Consider the following 20,849-nt stretch of genomic DNA (forward strand, 5'->3'; position numbering starts at 1 on the left):
AGGGAGGATTGCAAGATGGCAAGCGAGCCTGAACGGCTTGGCGGCGATGGCTTCGGTCGACCATGGGCAGATGCTCAGCTCGATTGGGTCGCAATGCTGCGACAGCGTCGTGGACTGCTGATGAACACGCTGGCCGGCCTCTCCGGCCTGCTTGTCGGCACATCGGTCGTCGCGGTGGTCGTGTCCTTTCACCTGCCGCTCGGCTGGGATTTCGTGGCATCGGTCATTCTGTCGCTCGCGCTGATGTTTGCGCTCGTGGTCTATGCTCTGCCCGATCACCCCCATCGCAAGTTCGGCCCGGCCAATCTCGTCACCGCGTTTCGCGCTTGTCTCGTCAGCCTGACTGGCGCGACCGTGCTGTGTTTCGACAGTCTCGCCGCCACCGATACAGCACTCTGGACACTCGCCGGCGTGGTTCTGATCGCCTTGGCGCTCGACGGCGTCGATGGCTATCTCGCGCGAAGCTACGGCCATGAATCGCCCTTCGGTGCCCGCTTCGACATGGAAGTCGATGCGCTGCTGATCCTGGTCCTGTCGGTCGCCGCAGCCTTCCTGGAAAAGGTGGGGCTCTGGGTCCTGCTGATCGGCCTGATGCGCTACGGCTTTGTGGCCGCAGGCTGGGTGATGCCGAAGCTGAACGGCGAGCTCCTTCCCTCCTTCCGACGCAAGCTTGTCTGCGTCATTCAGATATCGGCACTCTGCCTGATCCTCATCCCCTTTGTGACCGTTCCCTATTCGACCGCCATCGCAGCGGTCGCGCTCCTGGTGCTCGCCTATTCGTTTACGGTGGATGTGCTCTACCTCCTGCGCCGGCCCGTCACACCATGACCAGTCTCACCGAGCGTCTCTCGACATCATTCGGCCTCGCCCGCTCGCTTGTTGTTTACTACGGCCAGCCCTGGCGCAGATCGGCGTTGCGGCAATTCTATGCATCGATCGTCAAACCGGGTGAGCTCGTCTTCGACATCGGCGCCCATGTCGGCAGCCGCAGCAGCACGCTGTTGAAGCTCGGAGCGAAAGTCGTTGCCGTCGAGCCACAACCGGCTTTTGCGGACTTCATCGAACAGCGCTTTGCAGGCGCTTTGACCGGCTTCGAACGAGTGGCCGTTGGCCGTAGCGCCGGGCAGATCGATTTGCTGATTTCGAGCCGCCATCCGACGGTCACAAGCATTTCCAGCCGCTTCGTCGAGACGGTGAAGCAGAGCAAGGGTTTTTCGCAGGTCGTCTGGGACCGAAAGGTCACGGTACCCATGGTGACGCTTGACCATCTGGTCGGGAAATACGGCCTGCCGGCCTTTTGCAAGATCGACGTCGAGGGTGCAGAGGCGGAAATTCTCTACGGCCTCTCAAAGCCGATACCTCTGATCGCCTTCGAATACATTCCAGCCATGCCCTCCGTTGCGTCCAACGCGATCGATCGACTGATGGGCATTGGCAACTATCGCTTCAACCGTGTCGTCGGAGAGCAACATCGATTCGTGTCGGATCGCTGGAAGTCGGCAGACGAACTTTTGGTCGAGCTGTCGCAAATGCCTCCCGAAACCCAATCCGGCGACGTCTACGCCCGCATAGAGACCCGATGACAGGGCGCTCAGGCGCGACGCGGCTTTCTGCGGATAGCCTCGATCGACAGGATCGCGAGACCCGGCAGGGCGCCGGCAAGAGAGAGACCGCCATAGACGATGCTCGCTGCGAGCCCCTGACTGTCCGTGGCGCCAAGCAGCGGCCAGAGCGCCATGGCCGCGGCTTCCCGTGTGCCCCAGCCTCCGAAACCGGCCGGGATCAGCATGGCGATCAGACAGAGCGGGATAATCGTAAAGGCCGCGATCCATGGCAGCGAGGCGCCGACCGCATGGCTCGCCAAAAAGAAGGTCGCGACGTAGCTGCCGACAATCACCAGGCTCAGACCGCCCTGAACCGGCAGCGCGCCGCGGCGGATGAAGACGCGAGACAGGTCATCTCCGATACGGCTGAACCCGTCATAGCGGCGTCTCACGATGAACACGGCGGCGCCAACCGCGGCAGCAAACAGCACGAAGCCCAGGACCAGCAGCAGAGCCTGACGTCCGGCATCCTCCCCTCCGAGAACAAGCGGCCAGGCGAACAGGCCGGAGAGCGCCAGAACGAAAAATGCGGCTTGGCCGGAAAGTCGCTCGAAAACCACGGCCTTGGCCGGCCCTTTCCAACCGCCGACACCGGCATTGCGCATGCGGTAAGCGCGCACGGCATCACCTGCGACGCCGCCCGGAAGGCTTTGGTTGAGGAGGCTCGCGACGTAATATTCGCTGATCGCGACGCTTGCCGGGAACGGTTCGCCGAGACGGCTTGCGGTAAAGCGCCAGCGCAGCGCCGAGACGATAATCTGCATCTGCACCAGAGCGAGACCAGCGATCACATGCAAAGCCGAGATTTGCGAGAAGGCGTCTCGCAACGCGGTCAGATCCGTTCTGGACAGGAGGAATGCCAGGAGCGCAATCAGCGCGACGGGAGCAAGGAAACGCAGAATGGGCAAACGGCAGGGCTTTCGTCGAGTGTGAATGGGTATTTGTTGTCCAATACGGGGAAAGAGAGGCAGCGGACCTTCATGACGGCAAATCCTCTCGCGTGCAATCGGTCTAACCCCTTCAGAAGCGGAGCGACTGGGTCATGAAGTCGGCCGAAACGCTGAAGCCCTATCTCGGCGCGGTCGTGGCAACGGTGATCGCCTGGTTTGCCTTCACCCTGCCGGATCGCCTCGATGCCATCACCTTCCAGGCATTCGCCCGCCTGCCGCTCGAATGGCCGCTCCTGCTGCTGCTGTTGCTCGCTGTCCCACGCAGGCTGCGCCGGCCGGTCGGAGCTCTATGCGGGCTGGTCCTACTTCTGATCCTTTTCCTAAAGGTAGCCGACATTGGCACTCGGGAGGCCTTTCAGCGCCCATTCAATCCTTACCTCGATATCAAGATGATGGCGGACGGCTGGAACCTGTTCTCCGGAACCGTCGGAACGCTCGCCGCCTTTGCGGCGGTCGCAGCCGCGCTTATCGGCCTGCTGGTGGTTCTTCTGCTGTTCCTATGGGGCGCAGCGCGACTGACGGAAATCCAACGCCCCGGACGCTCTTGGCTGGTTCTGTCTCTGGTGGCGGTCACGCTTTTCGGCGGGACTGCGTTCCTCCTGAATGCCCCCCGTGTCGAGGCGCGCATGCCCTCTTACCTCAACAATCGACTGACGCTTGTCATCCGCTCCGTTCAGGACATGCATGTCTTCGAAACCGCTCTGTCGCGGGGCGAGGGACCTCGCAATGGAGCCGGACTTTTCGGGCGCATCAAGGACAAGGACTTCGTGCTGCTCTTCGTGGAATCCTACGGACGCTCTGCGCTGGAGGATCCGCGATATGCGTCGATTACCCGTCCTCGCCTTGAAAGAGTTCAAGCCGAAATCGAAAGCGCCGGTCTTGCCTCCGCCAGTGCCTGGGTCACTTCCCCGACCGTCGGCGGTCTGAGCTGGCTTGCCCATGGAACGCTCCTCTCCGGCCTCTGGGTTGACAGTCAGGCGCGCTATGACCGCCTGATGATCAGCCAGCAGCCGAGCCTCAACAGGCTGTTTGCCGAAGCCGGATGGAAGAGCATCGCGGCCATGCCCGCAATCACAATGGATTGGCCGGAAGCAGCTTATTACGGATACCGGCAGATCCTGGCGGCAGCCGACCTCGATTACCAGGGCAAACCCTTCAATTGGGTGACCATGCCGGACCAATACACCCTGTCGGCCTTCGAACGGCTGGGCCGCGCTCCCGCGCGTGCTGCCGGCGAACGTGTGATGGCCGAGGTGGCGCTGATCTCTAGCCATGCCCCTTGGACACCTGTTGCCCGCCTGATCGATTGGGACGAGGTCGGCGACGGATCTATCTTCAACGCACAGGCGGAAAGCGGCGACCCACCTCGGGTCGTCTGGGCCGATCCGGAGCGTGTGCGCGCCCAATACATCCAGACGATCGACTATTCCCTTGAAACGCTCGGCAGCTATATGGCGCGGTTCAGCGAAGACACCGTCTTCGTCATCCTCGGTGACCATCAGCCTGCGGCCATCATCACCGGTCCCAACGCATCGCGCGCCGTCCCGATCCACGTCGTGTCAGCTGACAGGGAACTCGTTGCCCGTTTCGAGCGCGAAGGTTTCCTCACCGGCATGCTCCCGGGGACGCAGACCAGGGAGTGGCCGATGAACGAGATGCGGCAGGTTCTGATCGACCTCTTCAGCCAGCCTTGACGGCTAGGCCTTATCTGTCCGGGATCCCAGTCGCAACTGTTCCTGAGCGCGCCAGTTGGCAGGCGTCATCCCGGTCTGACGACTGAAGAAGCGGGAGAAATAGGCCGGATCGGAAAAGCCGAGGCGGAACGAGACTTCCTTGACGCTGCCGGGCGTGAAGAGCAGTTCGCGTTGTGCTTCCTCGATCAGCCGCCTCGCAACGAGCTCCTGTGTACCGAGACCTGTCTTGCCTTTCAGCACACGGTTGAGGTGGGTCGGTGTGATCCCCAGAGCATGGGCGTAAAACGATGCTGGACGATGGTTGCGCACCTCCCGATGCAACAGTGAGGAGAAAGCTTCGAGCCTTCGGTCGTTGTCATCAATCTCTTCAGTCTCAGTTCGATCCTGGGCGGCGATGCGGGCGGCAAGCGCCAGAGCCGCTGCTAGCCCCGTTTCCATCAGCACCGTACGCCCCGTAAGCCGCCCCTGCCATTCGCTGGCGACCCTCAGCAGGTGGGAGAGGATCAACTGCCCCTCTGGATCCTGCGGGGCAAGCCGCGTCACGCTGGGCTTGGACAGGAACTGACCCAGCACGCTTGGCTCTCCCGGCCGAACCGGCAGGCGACTTGCGAGAAACGTAAAGACGTAGCCGTCGATTTCCGGCGAAAAGCGGAACCCGTGCCCGATAGCGGGTGGAACGGCGACGATCGAGGTTGGTTCGAAACGGGCAATGTCTCCCTCGAAGATCGCATCGCCGGAACCTCCTGTCACGAGCAGGATCTGGAAATAGCGTTCGTGTCTGTGTAGCCCGATTTCCCAGTGATGAAGCGCACTTCGCGCTGGAATCGTCTCGCAATGAACCCAGAAGCGCGATCCCGCCGGATCGTCCTCGCCATAGAGCTCGTAAGTCGGGATCGATGCCCGTGTTGGCTGCTTGCGTTTCGTCATGTTCGATTTGTGCAACAAAAGACGCGATGCGTCCATTGTTGACGACCGCGCGCGACGTCAAAACTTGTCGAAAGACAAATTGGCAGCACTGTGGGAGGAAACATGCGAACCAAAGTCGTCATCATCGGATCAGGTCCGTCCGGCCTCCTGCTCGGCCAGCTTCTCACCAATGCAGGCATCGACAATGTCATCGTCGACCGCGTCGGCAAGGAACACATCCTGTCTCGCGTGCGGGCCGGGGTGCTCGAAGAAGGCACCGTCGGCCTTGTGGATCGCGCCGGCGTCGGCGAGCGCCTGCATCGGGAAGGTCTTCCGCATGACGGTTTCTCCCTTGCGTTCGACGGCCGCGACCATCGCATCGATCTCTTCGATCTGACCGGTGGCAAGCGCGTCATGGTCTATGGCCAGACGGAGCTGACGCGCGATCTCATCGAGCGCCGCGAGCATGATGGCGGTGTGGTGATCTACGATGCCGTCAATGTCGTTCCTTCCGGTTTCGACGGCGACCACCCGCATGTCACCTTTGAGAAGGATGGTGTCACGCAGCGGATCGATTGCGACTTCATCGCCGGATGCGATGGCTTCCATGGCGCGAGCCGCAAGGCAGTGCCGGAAGGTGCGATCAAGACCTTCGAGAAGATCTATCCCTTTGGCTGGCTGGGGATCCTCGCCGATGTGCCGCCGGTCAACCATGAACTCATCTATGCCAACCACCCGCGCGGTTTTGCGCTGTGCTCGATGCGCTCCGAAACCCGCAGCCGCTACTATGTTCAGTGCTCGCTCGACGACAAGGTCGAGATGTGGTCCGACGATCGTTTCTGGGACGAACTACGCCGTCGCCTGCCGGCCCATCACGCAGAGGTGATGATCACAGGACCGAGCTTCGAAAAATCGATCGCGCCGCTGCGTTCCTTCGTCGCCGAGCCGATGCGTTTCGGCCGGATGTTCCTCGTCGGCGATGCTGCGCATATCGTCCCGCCGACGGGCGCCAAGGGCCTGAACCTTGCCGCATCCGACGTGTACTACCTGATCGAGGGACTTCTCGAACATTACCAGGAGAAGTCCGATGCGGCACTCGACGCCTACTCAGCGCGGGCTCTCAGCCGAGTCTGGAAAGCGGTTCGCTTCTCCTGGTCGATGACCACATTGCTGCACCGTTTTCCGGATACCGGAGATTTCGGCCAGAAAATCCAGGAAGCAGAACTCGACTACCTCACGCATTCGAGAGCAGCGTCCACGGCCATGGCGGAGAACTATGTCGGGCTGCCCTATTGACGTCCCGACTGGGCGGCACCACTTGTCAAAAAACAATTGTTTGCTAGACTTACAAAATAGAGCGGATCGGGGAGGTTGCCGGTCCGTTTAGGAATAACCTGCTCTCTGGAAGATCGAGACCTGATCGCAAGAGAGCAGGCGGGGCCGGCAGAAAACGACGGACCAATTTCTGAACCTGAAGATAATGGAGGAGGAAGATCCATGAATATGCATGTTTCGCTGTTGATCAATGGTGCCGAAAAGGCAGCCGCTGGCGGACGCACTTTTACCCGCATCAATCCTTTTACGCAGGAAGTGGCGACCACGGCCTCGGCCGCGAGCCTCGAGGATGCCAACGCAGCCGTAGATGCAGCTGCTGCAGCCTTCCCGGCTTGGTCGAAGACCGGCCCCGGTGAGCGCCGCAAGATCCTACTCAAGGCTGCTGACATCATGGAATCGAAGACCGCCGAGTTCTCCGAACTCGTGGTTGCCGAAACCGGTGCCACTGGCCATTGGGGCGCCTTCAACGTCATGGTTGCTGCAAGCATGCTGCGCGAAGCCGCTTCCATGACCACCCAGATCTCGGGCGAAGTCATCCCGTCCAACAAGCCGGGTTCGCTGTCCATGGGCATGCGACAGGCCGTTGGCGTCTGCCTTGGCATCGCGCCGTGGAATGCGCCGATCATCCTCGGCACCCGCGCGGTCGCCATGCCGCTCGCCTGCGGCAACACCGTGATCCTGAAGGCATCGGAGCAGTGCCCTGGCACCCATCGTCTCATCGCTCAGTGCCTCGTTGAAGCCGGCCTTCCGACGGGCGCCATCAGCGTCATCACCAATGCGCCCGAGGATGCAGCCCAGATCGTCGAAGCCCTGATCACCAACCCGGCAGTCAAGCGCGTCAACTTCACCGGCTCCACCAAGGTCGGCAAGATCATCGGCGAACTGTGCGGTCGTCATCTGAAGCCGGCTCTTCTGGAGCTCGGAGGCAAGGCGCCGCTCGTCATCCTCGATGATGCCGATATCGACGCGGCCGTAAACGCTGCCGCCTTCGGTGCGTTTGCCAATATGGGTCAAATCTGCATGTCGACCGAACGCATCATCGTCGATGAGAAGATCGCCGACGAGTTCGTCTCCAAGCTCGCGGCCAAGGCCTCCAAGCTGCCGGCCGGTGACCCGAAGGGCCATGTCGTGCTTGGCTCGCTCATCAGCCTCGAATCCGCAAAGAAGATGGACGAGCTGATCGCAGACGCCGTCTCCAAGGGCGCGAAGCTCGTTGCCGGTGGCAAGCGGGAAGGCAGCGTCGTCGAAGCAACCTTGCTCGACAATGTCACCTCGGACATGCGGATGTATCAGGAAGAAAGCTTTGGCCCGGTCAAGCCGATCATCCGCGTGAAGGATGAGGAAGAAGCGATCCGCGTCGCCAACGACACCGAGTATGGTCTCTCCGGCGCCGTCTTCAGCCGCGACATCCGCCGTGCTCTGGCCGTTGCCGCGCGCATCGAGTCCGGCATTTGCCACATCAATGGCCCGACGGTCTTCGACGAGCCGCAGATGCCGTTCGGTGGCGTCAAGGGCAGTGGCTATGGTCGCTTCGGCGGCAAGGCCGCGATCTCCGAGTTCACGGAGCTGCGCTGGATCACCATCGAAGACCCGAACCAGCACTATCCCTTCTGATCTCCAAATAGAAACGGCCGCCCACGGGCGGCCGTTTCATGTTGTGCTACGCTCAAGACCGATCAGTCGGTCTGGCTGTTGCGTGGGATGATGTCGGCATAGACACGCTTCAAGCCTTCGATGAACTGCTCCAGCTCCTCGGGCGAAAACCGCGAGGTGAAGCGCAGCTCGTGCTGTTGCTGGATGTTGCGTGCCTGCTTCAAGACCTCAGCTCCCGCCTCGGTCAACAGCAGTTCCTGGCGCCGCCGATCGACGGGGGAAGGCTGCCGTTCCAGAAGATCGCGGCTTTCCAGACGGTTCACCAATGCCATCATCGTGGCCCGGTCCATGCTGAGCTGGTTGGCGATGTCGATCTGGCTCACCCGTGGATTTGCGGCGATCAGTTCGAGGACGGCAAACTGTTTCTGCGTCAGCCCGATGTCGCCCATGGCGGCCGTGTAGTCCTGATAGATGGCGACATTCGCCATCCTGAGGTGAAAGCCGAGAATGTCGTCGAGGCGGCCTGTGCGTAATGGTGAGCCCACTTCGAAGACATCGTCGTCATTCGCTGGCTTCAGGTCATTGTGTCGAGTCATGGCTGCTCTTCCAATCATGCGGCATCTTAACTGCTGATTCATTCATGATCACTTTCGACTGCAACAGTCAAATTGCCGCTTGTCAAACATTCGGAGGTCAATTAGTATGTTTAGCATACAATTCGCCAAGGAGGCCCCTCAGGGGTGGCGATGAGGAGGACAAGCATGCAGCCTGAAATCAAGTCTGTTCTGGCAGTCAGGGGAGCCGTCGGCCTTGAGACGGACGATCCCGTCATCTACCGCGCTGAGGTAACGCCGGAGCGACCAGCGGTCTACGACGTTGCGACCGGACGAACCCTGAATTATGGGACATTGGATCTCGCCGTGGCCCGCGCCGCCTACCGGCTTCTGGAGATCGTTGGCAATCGGCCGGCCATGCAGCGCATCGCCTTTCTGGGGCGCAACTCCATCGAGCAGATCACCGTGTGCCTTGCATGCCAGCGCGCAGGCTTGGTCTTCGTGCCCTTGAACTGGCGCCTCGGCGCAGCCGAACTCGGGCAGATCATCGCCGATTGCGAGCCTTCGCTGCTGCTGCATGATGCAGAGTTCGCGTCAGTCCTCGCCGAGATCTCCGAGGCAATGCCGCGAACCATCCCGATTGAAGGCGGCGGTGGCTGGGCCGAGATGGTCGCGTCTTCACCGCGGGCAGAGCCAGCCGCGGTCGATGCGGATGCGCCCTGCATCATGCTCTACACCTCGGGGACTACGGGGAGCCCCAAGGGTGTGATCATCACTCGCCGCAATGCCTTTGCCTCGGCCGTCAACTTTTCGCTCGTCGGTGAAGTCACCAGCCACTCCGTCACGCTGTGTGATCTGCCGTTTTTCCATACCATCGGTCTGGTCGCGATCGGACGCACGACGCTGATGATGGGCGGACGCCTGGTCATCTCCGATCGCTTCATTCCCGACCGCACCCTTTCCGTTCTGGGTGATCCCGCGCTCGGCATCACCCACTACTTCGCGGTTCCGCAAATGGCCGCGGCCCTTCGAAACGCTCCCGCTTGGGACCCGAAGGCTCTGAAGGCGCTTCAGGCAATCTTCATCGGCGGGGCGCCACTGTCGCCGGCGCTGATCGAGACCTTCCTCCAAGACGGCATTCCGCTCGTCAACGGCTATGGCATGAGCGAAGCCGGCACGACCATTCACGTACCTCTGGATCGTGATGCGGTCGCGCGGCATCCCGGCAGCGTCGGCTATCCCGCACCGCTCCTCGCCGTGCGGCTGGTCGGTGATGACGGTCAGGACGTTCCGGATGGCGAGGTCGGTGAGATCTGGGTGAAGGGTCCCTCGGTGACGCCGGGCTATTGGAACAATCCGGGCGAGACTGCCCGGGCTTTCGTTGGCGAATGGTATCGCACGGGGGATCTTGGCCGACGTGGTGAAGGGGGCGTCATCTACGTCCCGGACAGGCTCAAGGACATGTACATCTCCGGTGGGGAGAACGTCTTCCCAGCAGAGATCGAGGCCGTCATCGGCGCGCATCCCAAGGTCCGCGATGTTGCCGTGCTGGGACTGCCCGATCCGAAATGGGGCGAATGCGGCGTCGCCTTCATCGTTGCTCAGGCGGACTTGCCCTCTGCCGACGAAATCCTCGCCCATTGTGCCGATCGTCTGGCGTCCTACAAGCGCCCGGCCCGCATCGTCTTTCTCGACCAGATCCCGCGAACGGCATCCGGAAAGGCGCAGAAGCACATCCTGCGCCAGGCCCATGCCAACAGCTGAACACCTTCGACCGGGCCTATGCCCCAAGAAATGCCTCAAGGAGCCATCATGACTGAGACAAACACCACGCCAGAGCCGGTTCTGGTCGAATTCGACAACGGCATCGCCTTCGTGACTCTGAACCGTCCGGAGAAGCGCAATGCGATGAATCCGAAGCTCAACATCCGCATGCTGGAAGTGCTGGACGAATTGGAGGCCGATGATCGCTGCGGCGTTCTCGTTCTGCGTGGCGCTGGCCAGTCCTGGTCGGCCGGCATGGACTTGAAGGAGTACTTCCGCGAAAACGACGGCAAGGGCCGTGCGGCTGTCCTCAAAAGCCGCCGTCAGTCTGGTGGCTGGTGGAACCGCCTGATGTATTTCGAAAAGCCGACCATCGCCATGGTCAACGGCTGGTGCTTCGGCGGCGCCTTCACGCCGCTCGTTTCCTGCGATCTCGCGATCGCCGCTGATGAAGCCACGTTTGGCCTTTCGGAAATCAACTGGGGCATCTTGCCGGGCGGCAATGTTACGCGCGCCGTTGCGGAAGTGATGAACCACCGGGACTCGCTCTATTACATCATGACCGGCGAGACCTTCGGCGGTCAGAAGGCGCGCGAGATGGGCCTCGTCAACGAGTCCGTGCCGCTGGCCGATCTCGACACCCGCGTCCGTGCTCTCTGTGCAAGCCTGCTCGAAAAGAACCCCGTCGTGCTCAAGGCTGCTAAGGACACGTTCAAGCGCGTGCGCAACATGCCCTGGGAACAGGCCGACGACTACATCTACGCCAAGCTGGAGCAGATGCTCTTCCTCGACAAGAGCAACGGCCGCGCCGAGGGCCTGAAGCAGTTCCTCGACGACAAGACCTACCGTCCTGGTCTCGGCGCCTACAAGCGCTAACTGTCGGGTTGAATGGATCAAACGAACCGGTGATGGGTGACCTCATCACCGGTTTTTCTGTGTTCTGCGGACGCGCAGCAACAGGGGGAGCCTCACACATTCGTGTTCCAGATGAACCCACCTTATCCGGCGTATTCGGCCTCAAGCATCGGAACGAACCGCGCCCTAAAGCATTGTAGGTGCAAGCGGATCGTTGAGCAGCGCGAGATGGACTTTCCCGGCGGAAATGACCGGGTAGCGAATTGAAAGCTGTGCGTTACCGCCAACAAGGAGAACGAAAATGGGTTCCACATCCGACAAGATTTCCGGCAAGACGAATGAACTCGTAGGCAAGGCCAAGCAGGCCGTCGGTGACGCCACCGACAACCACAGCCTGGAGGCCAAGGGCGCGGCTCAGGAAGCCAAGGGCCATGGCCAGCAGGTCAAGGGTGAAGCCAAGGACGCCGTGAAGAACGTCGTCGACAAGGCCTAAGTCTCATCGACTTCAGCGTTTGGCCCGCCATCGGCGGGCCTTTTGCTGTTTCAAGCGCAGTCTTTCAGATCAGATTGGCCGACACCGTTCGGCGAGCCCTACCAGCCCAAACGCATGAGCACTTAGTCCAGATAGCGCGCGATTTCCTGTCCTGCAGCCAGATAGACGCCTGCCTCGCTCTTGAAGCTGACACGCCCGTCTCGCGCTGCGATGACCTGGGTTTCCATCTTCATCGCTTCCATCACCGCAATCAGCTCGCCGCTTTGCACCTCTGAACCCTCCACGACCTTGAACGCCTGCAACGTGCCCGAAATGGGCGCGGCAATGCTCATGCTGTCTTCCGTCTTGCCGGATGAGGTTTCTGCACCGCCAGCCTGTACGCCGGACACATTGCCGAGGCCGGATAGCAACAGAGCTGGGATCGCCAGCTCGTGTCTTTTGCCATCGATCTCGACATGGGTTCGGATCAGGGACGCATCTGAGACCGGCTCCGGACGGGAGGCGGCCGCAAGCGGCTCGGCGAAATCCGTCTCGATCCAGCGGGTGTGAACGCGGAAGCCTTCTTCTCCGGTGAAATCGCGGTGTTCCATGGCCGCGCGATGGAAGGGCAGGACGGTTGCAACGCCTTCGATCTTGAACTCGGCCAAGGCCCGGCGCGCGCGGGCTAGCGCCTGCTCGCGCGTCGAGCCGGTCACGATCAGCTTCGCCATGAGAGAATCGAAAGTCCCGGGGACGGTCGAGCCGCTGACAACACCGGTATCCAGGCGAACGCCGGGGCCCGAGGGCGGATCGAAGCGGGTGATCGCACCCGGCGTCGGCAGAAAGCCGCGGCCGGGGTCTTCGGCATTAATCCGAAATTCGATCGAGTGGCCGCGCGGGGCAGGGGTCTCCAGCACCTCGAGTGCCTTGCCTTCGGCAATACGGAACTGCTCCACCACGAGATCGATGCCTGTGGTTTCCTCGGTTACGGGATGCTCGACCTGCAGACGGGTGTTCACTTCCAGGAACGAGATGGTGCCATCGACCCCGAGCAGGAACTCGACCGTACCCGCACCCGAGTAACCGGCGGCTGCACAGATCTTCTTGGCCGCTTCATGGATCGACTGGCGTTGCGCGTCGGTCAGGAACGGCGCTGGTGCCTCCTCAACGAGTTTCTGGTTGCGCCGCTGCAGCGAGCAGTCACGCGTCCCGAGGACGAGCACATTGCCGTGTTTGTCTGCCAGAACCTGCGCCTCGATATGGCGCGGCCGGTCGAGGAAACGCTCCAGGAAACACTCGCCACGACCAAAGGCGGCCTCTGCCTCACGCACGGCCGAATGATAGAGCTCGGCCACTTCCTCCATCTTCCAGGCAACCTTCAGGCCGCGTCCGCCGCCGCCATGGGCGGCCTTGATCGCAACGGGAAGTCCATGCTGCTTGGCAAAAGCGATAACCTGTTCGGCGGTCTCGACCGGGCCATCGCTGCCAGCAACCAGTGGCGCACCGACCGACTGCGCGATCCGCCGTGCCTCGACCTTGTCGCCGAGCGCTTCGATGACTTCAGGGTCTGGGCCAATCCAGGCAAGCCCCGCCTCCTGCACGGCGCGGGCGAACTCGGCGCGCTCGGAGAGAAAGCCGTAGCCGGGATGGACGGCATCGGCTCCTGACCGCCTCGCAATGTCGATGAGCTTCTCGATGTCGAGATAGGTCTCCGCCGGTCGGCTGCCGCCAAGGCCATAGGCCTCGTCTGCGAGCTTGACGAACACTGCATCCATGTCCGGATCGGCATAGACGGCGACGGATTGGAGCCCGTAGTCGCGGCAGGCGCGGATGATACGCACGGCGATTTCGCCGCGATTGGCAATCAGCACTTTTTTCATCGGGGTCTCCTCACTGTCTTCTTGGGCTTTCATCGCGGCGCGGCGGGTCATGCCCTGTCGGGCATGATCTCGGCGAAGCGCGTGATGGGCCGGAACTGGATTTTGGCATTCACCGGGATCTGCCCGGCAAGATCGAGATGATATTCGGCGACCGTGCCGATGACCGGATAACCGCCTGTCAGAGGGTGGTCGGCGAGGAAGAGAACCGGCTGGCCGCTATGTGGAACCTGGATCGCGCCGGTCGCCGTGCCCTCGCTCGGAAGCTCTGCCTTGTCCTTGCGCTCAAGCGGTTCGGCGCCGGAAAGCCGGATGCCGACCCGGTTCGACTGCGGCGTCACGTCATAGATCTGGGACGAAAGCGTCTCGATCCCGTGCTCGGTGAACCAGTCGCTGCGTGGCCCCATAACCACATCGAGCGTGACGATGTCGCCCGGTGCTGGACAATCGAAGGCGGGCGCCTCGGTGAGCGATACGGGTGAAAGGCTGCGCTCGGAGGTGCCAACGGCAAGCGCCGCGCCCAGCCCGACCGGCTCCGGACCCACGACCGCAAGCGTATCGGTCGACGCGCTGCCAAGCACCGGCGCCACGTCGATGCCCCCGCGAAAGGCGAGATAGCTGCGTGCGCCTTGGGCGGCAAAGCCTAAGGTCACGCGATCACCGGCTTCGAGCGAGATGGGTTGATAGCCCGCAGACTCGATCACATGACCCTTGACGTCAAGGATCTTAAGCGGGCAGGGCGCACCGGTGAGTGCCATGACAGTGGGACCGGAGACCTCAAACGCAAATCCGCCGAGCGTCACTTCGAGACAGGCGGCCTCCACGGGATTGCCGACGATGCGGTTCGCAGCCCGGAACGCGCCCTGGTCCAGCGCACCTGCGGAGGAGACACCCTGGCCCGTCTGACCGAAGCGACCGAGATCCTGCACCAGCGCCGGCACAGGGGCTGCCGTGACCTTGATGGTGGTTGCTGCTGAATGCTCGACCGCAGCGGTCGCGACCGTATCCGAAGTGCCGGCCGCGATCGTGGTCTGCGCACGTTTGGCCAGATCAAAGAAGCGCACCCGGTATCCCGGCTGGAAGAGCGCCGGCGGCTCGCGCGTCAGATCCCACATTTTCAGGGGCGTCGTGCCGATGATCTGCCAGCCACCGGGGCTCGCCTGCGGATAGACGCCGGAAAAGGCACCCGCAAGCGCAACGGAGCCGGCAGGGATCTTTGTCCGCGGGCTTTGCCGCCGCGGCACCTGCAGTGCCGGATCGCCACCGACGAGATAGCCGAAGCCGGGGGCAAAGCCGCAGAAGGCGACGGTGAACTCGCTTGCGGTATGTCGTTCGATCACTTCCGCAATCGACAAGCCCGTCAGATCAGCGACATCCTTAAGGTCCTCACCGTCATAGCTGACGGGGATCTCGACCAGCATGTCGGATGGCGCGATCTTGGCCGAAAGGTCGCGCGTGCTGATCGCCGCCGCCAGCTTTTCGGCCGTCAGCGTCTCCGGACGAAAGCGGATCATCAATGTGCGCGCGGCCGGCACGATGTCGACAACCCCCTCGACCGGCTCCGCCTCAAGCGAGGCGAAGAGCGCGAGCGTCTCGTCGAGATCCTTCAATTCGACGATCAGAACGGTCAGGCTGACGGGAAGAAAACGCATCTTGACCTCAGGCGTGATAGGCGGAATCGGGTATATCGGTGATGAACATGTGGCCGGGTGCGTGGGTGATCGCAAACGGAACTTTCGAAGCCATCACGGCCGCTTGAGGTGTCACCCCGCAGGCCCAGAAGACCGGCACTTCGCCCGGCTCGATCCGCACGGCGTCGCCGAACTCGGGTTTGCCGAGATCGGCAATGCCGAGCTCTTCCGGCGCGCCAATATGCACCGGCGCCCCATGCACGGCCGGGAAGCGGCCTGAAATCGTGGCAGCGTCTGCAACGCGCGCCGCGGGGATTGGCCGCATCGAGACGACCAGATTGCCTTGCAACCGACCCGCGGGCCGGCAGGCCCGATTGGTCAGATACATCGGCACATTCGACTTGTCGGTGATGTGGCGGATCTCGATGCCGGCCTCCATCATCGGCGTTTCGAAGGTGAAGCTGCAGCCAATCAGGAAGCTGACGAGATCGGGATGCTCCGCCCAAGCTGCACTTGCGTCCGACACCTCCTCGGCAAGCTGGCCGTCGCGCCAGATTCGATAGAGCGGCACATCACGACGCAAGTCCGCTCCCTTGGCAAGCACGGTCGCATGCGAGCCCGGATCAGACACGTCGAGCACCGGGCAGGCCTTCGGATTGCGCTGGGCATAGAGCAGGAAGTCGAAGGCCCAGTCGCGTGGAAGCACGATCATATTGGCCTGGGTGAAGCCCGGTGCCACGCCCGAAGTCGGCTCAATGGCGCCGCTGCGATAGCGCTCTCGGGCCGCCCGCGCTGCCGCCATATCGACATGCCGCAGTGTGTCGAGATTGATCATCGAATGTCCTCTGGTTGGAGTGTCAGCGCGTCAGGAAGGACCGCACAACAATGCCGTCCTTTTCGAAGGCCTGGCGGATCTCGCGTGCGATCGCGACGGCGCCAGGGCTGTCTCCATGCACGCAGATCGATTGCGCATCGATCTTGATCGTGGACCCGTCGATCGCCTCGATCGTACCCTCATGTGCCAGCTGCAGCATGCGCCTGGCGATCAGTTCGGCATCATGAAGGACGGCACCTGCCTCCCGACGAGAAACAAGAGCTCCGGCGGGTGTGTAAGCACGGTCGGCGAATGCTTCGGCAACAACCTGGAGGCCGGAGGCACGGGCAAGCTCGAGGATCGGTGACCCCGCAAGCCCCATCATCACAAGATCAGGATCGATCGCCTTGATGCCGTCGATCACGGCCTGTCCCTGCTTGGCGTCATGGGCGATGCGGTTGTAGAGCGCCCCATGCGGCTTGACGTATCCGACACTGACCCCCGCTGCCGCAGCGATGCCTTTGATCGCGCCGATCTGGTAAATCACGTCGGCGGTGAGTTCCGCCGAGGTGACATCCATGTCGCGGCGGCCGAAGCCGACGCGATCCGGGTAGGAGACATGTGCCCCGATTGAAACGCCGCGCTCGGCGGCAGCCTTCACAGTCTTCATGATGCCGAGCGGATCGCCGGCATGAAAACCGCAGGCGACATTGGCGCTGGAGACGATGGAGAGCATCGCCTCGTCGTCGCCCATGGCCCAGGCGCCATAGCTTTCGCCGAGGTCGCTGTTCAGATCGATGGCAGTCATGTCTTCCTCCCTGTTCTCGTTCTCAGGCCGCGGTCAGCAGCGCGAAGATCGGTCCGATCGACTTGTAGCCCATGTACCAGGTGAGCGCACAAGTCAGAGCGCCCAGGATCAGCAGCCAGCGCGGATAGCGATAACCGCCCATCAGGTCGGACCGCGCCCAGCCGGCATAGATGAAGATGGTGAGGCCAATGGGCAGGATGAGGCCGTTCAGACCACCGACGAAGACCAGCATCTGCGCCGGCGGCGTCGTGATGATGATGTAGAAGAACAGCGAGACAGCGATGAAGATGACGGTCGCGATGTTGCGGGCGCGTTCGGTCATGTCCTTCTTGAAGACGGTGACGAAGGACACCGAAGTATAGGCCGCGCCGATCACGGAGGTGATGGCGGCTGCCCAGAAGATCGCACCGAAGATGCGCATGCCGACATCGCCGGCCGCCGCTTGGAAAGCCTGGGCCGCCGGGTTGGCGCCAGCGCCGGTGACGTCGATGACGACACCGCTTGCGACGACGCCGAGGATGGCAAGGAAAAGCACGTAGCGCATGACGCCGGTGACTGCGATGCCGGTCAGGGCCGCGCGGTTGACAGCGCCGAGGTTCTCGATACCAACCGTGCCCTTGTCGAGCAGACGGTGGGCGCCGGAATAGGTGATGTAACCACCGACCGTGCCGCCGACGATCGTCGTAATCGTCGCAAAATCAATGGTGCTCGGCAGGAAGGTCTGGAAGAAGGCGTCACCCACCGGCGGCTGCGAGACAAACGCGACATAGACGGTCAATACGATCATCATCAGGCCAGCGACGACGATGACGCGGTCGATCGCCACACCTGCTCGGTGCGACAGGAAGATGCCGATCGCAAGCAATGCGCTGATCGAGCCGCCCAGTTTCGGGTCGAGGCCCAGCAGCGCATTGAGGCCGAGGCCGCCGCCGCCGATATTGCCGATGTTGAAGAACAACCCGCCGACGATGACGAGGATCGCCAGCACATAGCCGGTGCCGGGAATGGCGGCGTTCGCGATGTCGGAGGCGCGCATCTTGGTCAGCGTGACGATCCGCCAGATGTTCAGCTGGACCACGAAGTCGATGAGGATCGAGGCGAGGATCGCAAACGCAAAAGCGGATCCGAGCCTTGTCGTGAATGTTGCGGTCTGGGTTATGAAACCGGGCCCGATGGCGGACGTCGCCATGAGAAAGATTGCGGCGATCAAGGCGCCGCGGCGCGTCTTTGCGGACATACCGCCGGATGCGGCTCCATCGGGAGCTGTCGAAGTCTGTTCCATGTTACCCTCTCGGTTGACCTGTCCCGGCTTTGCGCGGGGCTTGTTGTTCACCTGCAAAGGGTAGCCTCTCGTGGTTTCACAATTCTGTCAATATTGTTCAACGATTTTATTTGATCGTTCTACTCGATTGCCGCAATGTTGAGCAAATTGATACTCGGATAAGCAGTTTCCCGCTGTCCAAGAACAATTTTTGGCCGTGATTGGCTCCCGCCTTGCTGCGATTTCGCACATGGACGATAAGGCAGCGGAGTTATCCACCGATCGATGGATGGCTTGTGAAGATGCAGCGGGCTAACCGGCACCTTGGGGCCGGCACCTTGGGGAGTGAGCATGGCAGAGACGGAAACGACAGCGGCTTTGGCGCCACGCCTGGCGGAAGCAATTCGCGACAGATTGATCAGCGGAGAGCTAAAGCCCGGCCAGCGCTTGTCGGAAGCTGCCCTGAGCGCCGACTTTGCTGTGTCGCGGAACTCGCTGCGCGAGGCCTTCCGGCTCTTGACTAAAGACGGTCTGCTTCAGCACGAACCGAACAGGGGTGTCTTCGTCGCAACGCCCAGCATGGCCTCGATCATCGATATCTACCGCGTTCGCCGCCTGGTCGAGTGTCAGGCACTTTCCAATGCCTATCCCAACCATCCCGCAGTTGCTCGCATGCAGGCGGCAGTCGAGACCGCCCGTGCGGCGAGCAAGCTCAACGACTGGACTGCGGTCGGTAGCGAGAACATGAAATTCCACGCAGCAATCGTCGATCTGGCCGACAGTGAAAGACTGACGGGCTTTTATGCGCAGATCGCTGCCGAACTGCGCTTGAGCTTCGGCCTGCTGAAAGAGCCCGAACTGCTGCACGCGCCCTATGTCGAGATGAATGCGGCCATTCTCGAAAAACTCGTGGCGGGCGACCCGAAGGGCGCCGCCGCCGCCTTGGAAGCCTATCTCCTGCAGTCCGAACGGACGGTGCTGGCGGCCTTCTCCCGGATCTGAAGACAGATACCTCCAGGTGGGCGCTCAGAGGGACGCGGTAATGCCTCCGTCCACATAGAGGATATGGCCGTTGACGAAGGACGACGCGTCGGACGCGAGAAAGATGCAGGCCCCGGCCAATTCCTCGACCTTGCCCCAACGCCCCGCCGGCGTGCGCTTCGACAGCCAGGCCGTGAACTCCGGATCTGCCACGAGGGCTTCGTTGAGCGGTGTCTCGAAATAGCCGGGCGCAATCGCATTGCATTGCAGCCCATGCCGTGCCCAATCGGTAGCCATCCCCTTGGTGAGGTTCCCGACGGCTCCCTTGGTCGCGGTGTAGGGCGCGATCGTCGGACGTGCGAGTGCCGTCTGGACGCTGGCGATATTGATGATCTTGCCGCGCCTGCGGCCGATCATGTGACGCGCGACAGCTTGACCGACATTGAAAACGCTCGAGATATTCGCGGCCAGCAGCTTTTCGAACGCTTCGGCCGGGAAGTCTTCCAGCGGCGCCCGATGCTGCATGCCGGCATTGTTGACGAGGATGTCGATCGGACCGACGTCCGCCTCGAAGCGGTCGACTGCCTCACGCACGGCCACATGATCGGTCACGTCAAACGGCAGGACCCTCGCCCCGGATCCAAGCTTGGCTGCAGCCACCTCGAGCTTGTCCAGACTGCGTCCGTTAAGCACGATCTCCGCGCCGGCCTGCTGCAAGCCGGAGGCGAGGGCGAAGCCGATGCCTTGAGATGACCCGGTGATCAGCGCCCGTCGGCCCGAAAGATCGAAAAGCTTCTGCATTCTATCCACCCTCACTCACAATGATCGTCACCCCGGACTTGGCCAAGGCTCAAACAAAGTCAAGGCAAGGGGACGGCTACTCAGTTCGCTGGAAGCGTTTCGTCCGCTGTCAGGCTCGCTTCCCTGAAGCGCGCTTCGAACTCCAGACGCAGCGCCCGTCGTGTTTCGGCAGCGCGCTGGCGGCGTTTGCGAATGTCGGTTTGCGCCGCATAGGGAGGGACAGCCGTCGGTCTGCCTTCGGCATCGACAGCGACCATCGTGAAGTAACAGGAATTCGTGTGCCGCCGCTCGCCGGTCCGGATGTTTTCGGCCTCGACCCGAATGCCCACTTCCATCGAGGTCCGACCGGCATGATTGATCGACGCCCGAAACGTCACAAGCTCGCCGACATGGATCGGCTGGCGAAACACGACCTGATCCACCGACAAGGTCACCGCATATTGCTGCGAGTAGCGCGAAGCGCAGGAATAGGCCACCCGATCGAGCAGATTGAGCAGCGCGCCGCCATGCACCTTGCCGGAAAAATTGGCCATGTCGGGTGTCATCAGGACCACCATCTCGAGTTGGCTGGTGTCGTGCGGTTCGTCCATGAAATGCCCTCTGCGCTTTTTTCTGCTCCCCATCGTATTGTGCGGCGCGATCGGCGCAAGTGTCACACTGTGCAGGCAGAAGAGTTGTTGAAGCACCCCTGAGGCAGCCGAACTTCGCGCTTCCTGCCAACTCTGCGAGGCCAGCACAGCGTGCACGATTTTGCCGTGACTGCGATGACACCTCGGGATTGTTCCCATTGACAGGGCAGAATGCGCGGGGACACCGATCGATGCAGATTTTAGACTCCCGTCATGCCCGCATTTGGAGAAATATGCGACCGCCGACCCTGCCGGCGCGTCCGCCGGGGCATGTCTGGATTGCCGCCGCACCTAAGCCTGTTTCAAGTCCTTTCATCACG

Annotated in this window: 19 protein-coding genes; 9 read left to right on the forward strand and 10 right to left on the reverse strand. The window is 61.9% G+C overall.

The annotated features are described in order from the left end of the window. Nucleotides 1-15 precede the first annotated feature (15 nt). Nucleotides 16-828: a CDP-alcohol phosphatidyltransferase family protein gene (locus ACQKP1_RS02775; RefSeq protein WP_427274116.1), complete on the forward strand. Its 813-nt coding sequence runs from the start codon at nt 16-18 to the stop codon at nt 826-828. After that, nucleotides 825-1,583, forward strand: a complete 759-nt coding sequence (locus ACQKP1_RS02780) for an FkbM family methyltransferase (RefSeq protein ID WP_427274117.1) — start codon at nt 825-827, stop codon at nt 1,581-1,583. Before ACQKP1_RS02775 ends, ACQKP1_RS02780 begins: the two co-directional genes overlap by 4 nt. Before the next feature lie 8 nt (nt 1,584-1,591). Here the strand turns inward: ACQKP1_RS02780 and ACQKP1_RS02785 are convergent, their stop codons facing one another. Beyond that, a complete protein-coding gene (locus ACQKP1_RS02785; protein WP_427274118.1) occupies nt 1,592-2,512 on the reverse strand; it encodes a lysylphosphatidylglycerol synthase transmembrane domain-containing protein in 921 nt (306 codons plus the stop codon). A gap of 134 nt (nt 2,513-2,646) precedes the next feature. Between ACQKP1_RS02785 and ACQKP1_RS02790 the strand changes: the two genes are divergently transcribed. Beyond that, complete coding sequence (locus tag ACQKP1_RS02790; RefSeq protein ID WP_427274119.1) at nt 2,647-4,248, forward strand: sulfatase; 1,602 nt, start codon at nt 2,647-2,649, stop codon at nt 4,246-4,248. A 3-nt stretch (nt 4,249-4,251) separates the two neighbouring features. Here the strand turns inward: ACQKP1_RS02790 and ACQKP1_RS02795 are convergent, their stop codons facing one another. After that, on the reverse strand, nt 4,252-5,175 hold the full coding sequence (locus tag ACQKP1_RS02795; protein ID WP_427274120.1) for a helix-turn-helix domain-containing protein: 924 nt from the start codon (nt 5,173-5,175) through the stop codon (nt 4,252-4,254). 102 nt (nt 5,176-5,277) lie between these two features. Between ACQKP1_RS02795 and pobA the strand changes: the two genes are divergently transcribed. Beyond that, nucleotides 5,278-6,450 carry a 4-hydroxybenzoate 3-monooxygenase gene (pobA, locus tag ACQKP1_RS02800; protein WP_427274121.1) on the forward strand — a complete coding sequence of 391 codons (1,173 nt, stop codon included), beginning with the start codon at nt 5,278-5,280 and terminating at the stop codon, nt 6,448-6,450. Between the two features lie 207 nt (nt 6,451-6,657). Continuing rightward, nucleotides 6,658-8,103: an aldehyde dehydrogenase gene (locus ACQKP1_RS02805; protein ID WP_203019909.1), complete on the forward strand. Its 1,446-nt coding sequence runs from the start codon at nt 6,658-6,660 to the stop codon at nt 8,101-8,103. 62 nt (nt 8,104-8,165) lie between these two features. Here ACQKP1_RS02805 and ACQKP1_RS02810 read toward each other — a convergent pair whose 3' ends face one another. Next, nucleotides 8,166-8,678, reverse strand: coding sequence for a MarR family winged helix-turn-helix transcriptional regulator (locus ACQKP1_RS02810; RefSeq protein WP_006726330.1), 513 nt, complete (start codon nt 8,676-8,678; stop codon nt 8,166-8,168). 165 nt (nt 8,679-8,843) lie between these two features. Here ACQKP1_RS02810 and ACQKP1_RS02815 point away from each other — a divergent pair, with 165 nt between their 5' ends. The 3 genes from ACQKP1_RS02815 (at nt 8,844) to ACQKP1_RS02825 (ending at nt 11,748) form a co-directional block, all read left to right on the forward strand. Continuing rightward, a complete protein-coding gene (locus tag ACQKP1_RS02815) occupies nt 8,844-10,400 on the forward strand; it encodes an AMP-binding protein (protein WP_427274122.1) in 1,557 nt (518 codons plus the stop codon). Between the two features lie 48 nt (nt 10,401-10,448). Continuing rightward, nucleotides 10,449-11,276, forward strand: coding sequence for a p-hydroxycinnamoyl CoA hydratase/lyase (locus ACQKP1_RS02820; RefSeq protein WP_427274123.1), 828 nt, complete (start codon nt 10,449-10,451; stop codon nt 11,274-11,276). Between the two features lie 280 nt (nt 11,277-11,556). Beyond that, nucleotides 11,557-11,748, forward strand: coding sequence for a CsbD family protein (locus ACQKP1_RS02825; RefSeq protein WP_006726327.1), 192 nt, complete (start codon nt 11,557-11,559; stop codon nt 11,746-11,748). 122 nt (nt 11,749-11,870) lie between these two features. Here ACQKP1_RS02825 and ACQKP1_RS02830 read toward each other — a convergent pair whose 3' ends face one another. From ACQKP1_RS02830 to ACQKP1_RS02850, 5 genes are read right to left on the reverse strand one after another with little or no spacing between them, the layout of a single operon-like run. Then, entirely contained in the window at nt 11,871-13,607 is a 1,737-nt protein-coding gene (locus tag ACQKP1_RS02830) for an acetyl/propionyl/methylcrotonyl-CoA carboxylase subunit alpha (RefSeq protein WP_427274124.1), read from the reverse strand. 47 nt (nt 13,608-13,654) lie between these two features. After that, nucleotides 13,655-15,256 (reverse strand): 5-oxoprolinase/urea amidolyase family protein, encoded by a 1,602-nt coding sequence (locus ACQKP1_RS02835; protein ID WP_427274125.1) that lies wholly within the window; start codon nt 15,254-15,256, stop codon nt 13,655-13,657. A gap of 7 nt (nt 15,257-15,263) precedes the next feature. Further along, nucleotides 15,264-16,070: a putative hydro-lyase gene (locus tag ACQKP1_RS02840; RefSeq protein WP_427274126.1), complete on the reverse strand. Its 807-nt coding sequence runs from the start codon at nt 16,068-16,070 to the stop codon at nt 15,264-15,266. A 22-nt stretch (nt 16,071-16,092) separates the two neighbouring features. Continuing rightward, nucleotides 16,093-16,857, reverse strand: a complete 765-nt coding sequence (locus ACQKP1_RS02845) for a LamB/YcsF family protein (RefSeq protein WP_427274127.1) — start codon at nt 16,855-16,857, stop codon at nt 16,093-16,095. A 22-nt stretch (nt 16,858-16,879) separates the two neighbouring features. Further along, a complete protein-coding gene (locus ACQKP1_RS02850) occupies nt 16,880-18,094 on the reverse strand; it encodes an NRAMP family divalent metal transporter (protein WP_427276384.1) in 1,215 nt (404 codons plus the stop codon). Between the two features lie 375 nt (nt 18,095-18,469). Between ACQKP1_RS02850 and ACQKP1_RS02855 the strand changes: the two genes are divergently transcribed. Next, a complete protein-coding gene (locus tag ACQKP1_RS02855) occupies nt 18,470-19,120 on the forward strand; it encodes a GntR family transcriptional regulator (RefSeq protein WP_427274128.1) in 651 nt (216 codons plus the stop codon). Between the two features lie 24 nt (nt 19,121-19,144). Here the strand turns inward: ACQKP1_RS02855 and ACQKP1_RS02860 are convergent, their stop codons facing one another. Continuing rightward, the gene (locus tag ACQKP1_RS02860) at nt 19,145-19,900 is read right to left on the reverse strand and encodes an SDR family oxidoreductase (protein ID WP_427274129.1); all 756 of its coding nucleotides are present in this window, start codon (nt 19,898-19,900) and stop codon (nt 19,145-19,147) included. A gap of 80 nt (nt 19,901-19,980) precedes the next feature. After that, a complete protein-coding gene (locus ACQKP1_RS02865) occupies nt 19,981-20,490 on the reverse strand; it encodes an acyl-CoA thioesterase (protein ID WP_427274130.1) in 510 nt (169 codons plus the stop codon). Nucleotides 20,491-20,849: the final 359 nt, after the last annotated feature.

The organism is Allorhizobium sp. NPDC080224, assembly GCF_050281005.1.
Lineage (GTDB): Bacteria > Pseudomonadota > Alphaproteobacteria > Rhizobiales > Rhizobiaceae > Allorhizobium.

Bases quoted from the DNA above. Each gene is read 5' to 3' on its own strand.
- ACQKP1_RS02775 (WP_427274116.1), top strand. From the start codon at position 16: ATGGCAAGCGAGCCTGAACGGCTTGGCGGCGATGGCTTCGGTCGACCA.
- ACQKP1_RS02805 (WP_203019909.1), top strand. From the start codon at position 6,658: ATGCATGTTTCGCTGTTGATCAATGGTGCCGAAAAGGCAGCCGCTGGC.
- ACQKP1_RS02865 (WP_427274130.1), bottom strand. From the start codon at position 20,490: ATGGACGAACCGCACGACACCAGCCAACTCGAGATGGTGGTCCTGATG.
- ACQKP1_RS02825 (WP_006726327.1), top strand. From the start codon at position 11,557: ATGGGTTCCACATCCGACAAGATTTCCGGCAAGACGAATGAACTCGTA.
- ACQKP1_RS02820 (WP_427274123.1), top strand. From the start codon at position 10,449: ATGACTGAGACAAACACCACGCCAGAGCCGGTTCTGGTCGAATTCGAC.
- ACQKP1_RS02830 (WP_427274124.1), bottom strand. From the start codon at position 13,607: ATGAAAAAAGTGCTGATTGCCAATCGCGGCGAAATCGCCGTGCGTATC.
- ACQKP1_RS02815 (WP_427274122.1), top strand. From the start codon at position 8,844: ATGCAGCCTGAAATCAAGTCTGTTCTGGCAGTCAGGGGAGCCGTCGGC.
- ACQKP1_RS02860 (WP_427274129.1), bottom strand. From the start codon at position 19,900: ATGCAGAAGCTTTTCGATCTTTCGGGCCGACGGGCGCTGATCACCGGG.
- ACQKP1_RS02850 (WP_427276384.1), bottom strand. From the start codon at position 18,094: ATGTCCGCAAAGACGCGCCGCGGCGCCTTGATCGCCGCAATCTTTCTC.
- ACQKP1_RS02845 (WP_427274127.1), bottom strand. From the start codon at position 16,857: ATGACTGCCATCGATCTGAACAGCGACCTCGGCGAAAGCTATGGCGCC.
- ACQKP1_RS02795 (WP_427274120.1), bottom strand. From the start codon at position 5,175: ATGACGAAACGCAAGCAGCCAACACGGGCATCGATCCCGACTTACGAG.
- pobA (WP_427274121.1), top strand. From the start codon at position 5,278: ATGCGAACCAAAGTCGTCATCATCGGATCAGGTCCGTCCGGCCTCCTG.
- ACQKP1_RS02780 (WP_427274117.1), top strand. From the start codon at position 825: ATGACCAGTCTCACCGAGCGTCTCTCGACATCATTCGGCCTCGCCCGC.
- ACQKP1_RS02790 (WP_427274119.1), top strand. From the start codon at position 2,647: ATGAAGTCGGCCGAAACGCTGAAGCCCTATCTCGGCGCGGTCGTGGCA.
- ACQKP1_RS02855 (WP_427274128.1), top strand. From the start codon at position 18,470: ATGGCAGAGACGGAAACGACAGCGGCTTTGGCGCCACGCCTGGCGGAA.
- ACQKP1_RS02835 (WP_427274125.1), bottom strand. From the start codon at position 15,256: ATGCGTTTTCTTCCCGTCAGCCTGACCGTTCTGATCGTCGAATTGAAG.
- ACQKP1_RS02810 (WP_006726330.1), bottom strand. From the start codon at position 8,678: ATGACTCGACACAATGACCTGAAGCCAGCGAATGACGACGATGTCTTC.
- ACQKP1_RS02840 (WP_427274126.1), bottom strand. From the start codon at position 16,070: ATGATCAATCTCGACACACTGCGGCATGTCGATATGGCGGCAGCGCGG.